Annotated in this window: 1 protein-coding gene; it reads right to left on the bottom strand. The window is 33.2% G+C overall.

Annotated elements, in window-relative coordinates; genetic code table 11:
* Positions 1 to 375 precede the first annotated feature (375 nt).
* Positions 376 to 669: a hypothetical protein gene (locus FGK85_RS15210; RefSeq protein ID WP_138208001.1), complete on the bottom strand. Its 294-nt coding sequence runs from the start codon at positions 667 to 669 to the stop codon at positions 376 to 378.
* Between the last annotated feature and the right edge of the window lie 132 nt (positions 670 to 801).

The following is an 801-nucleotide window of genomic DNA, read 5'->3' as shown; positions in this document are numbered from 1 at the left end:
GGTGTCCTCCACTTCCACTACCAATAGCTTGTAGTGTACTCCCATCACAGGATAGTCGTTGAAGTTTCCTCTTTTCGAGGCTTACCTGCTGATTGCCCATTATCGCAACCTAACGGTTTTTAACCATAAGATTGGCGCACTTAGGATTTAACCTTATGCTATCTAACTAATTTTTTCCGCTTTCGCAACTATCACGCCTAGGCCTTTTTCATCCTTGCGTTGTAGTTTAGTTAGCTTTAGGGGTTTCCAGCAATTCAAAGGATTTTGGATGTATTTAATACATCACTCCATGCTCTTTACGAACATGGGAGGCTGTCAACAATTTTCTAAGTTAAAAGTTGTAAAACTTTACAGAGAATTATAACTTTTTATAACTTATTTGTAACTGTTAGTTACCTCTGAGTATCCTGTAGTACATAAAACTAATGGTTTGTTTTTTTCTTCAGCATAATTCAATAGTGAATCTAATGCATCTGCTCTAGAAAAATCTAAAATTACATGGAAATCTAAATGGCAGTCATTAATACTATTAAATACAGGGTAATTGAAATTTTTATCTGTATTTTTATCTATGCCGCCGCATATTTCTAAGTCTTTAAGATTAGTAACCGTTTGAGAAATCATTTTACCCATTTTCCCATTACAGCCGCTTAATAATATTTTTGTCATTTTTATTCCTCCTCGTATAATAAGTTTATAGCAGTCATTTAACTGACTATAAACTTATTTATTTTTATATTTTAGTATAGATAAGAAAGTATCTATGTTTTTCTGTGGGGATTCTCCCAATTCCATAGTTGC

Source organism: Haloimpatiens lingqiaonensis (assembly GCF_901447495.1).
Classification (GTDB): Bacteria; Bacillota; Clostridia; order Clostridiales; family Clostridiaceae; genus Haloimpatiens; species Haloimpatiens lingqiaonensis.
Note: the sequence above shows the minus strand (reverse complement) of the source record. Positions and strands in the feature narration are given on the sequence as shown.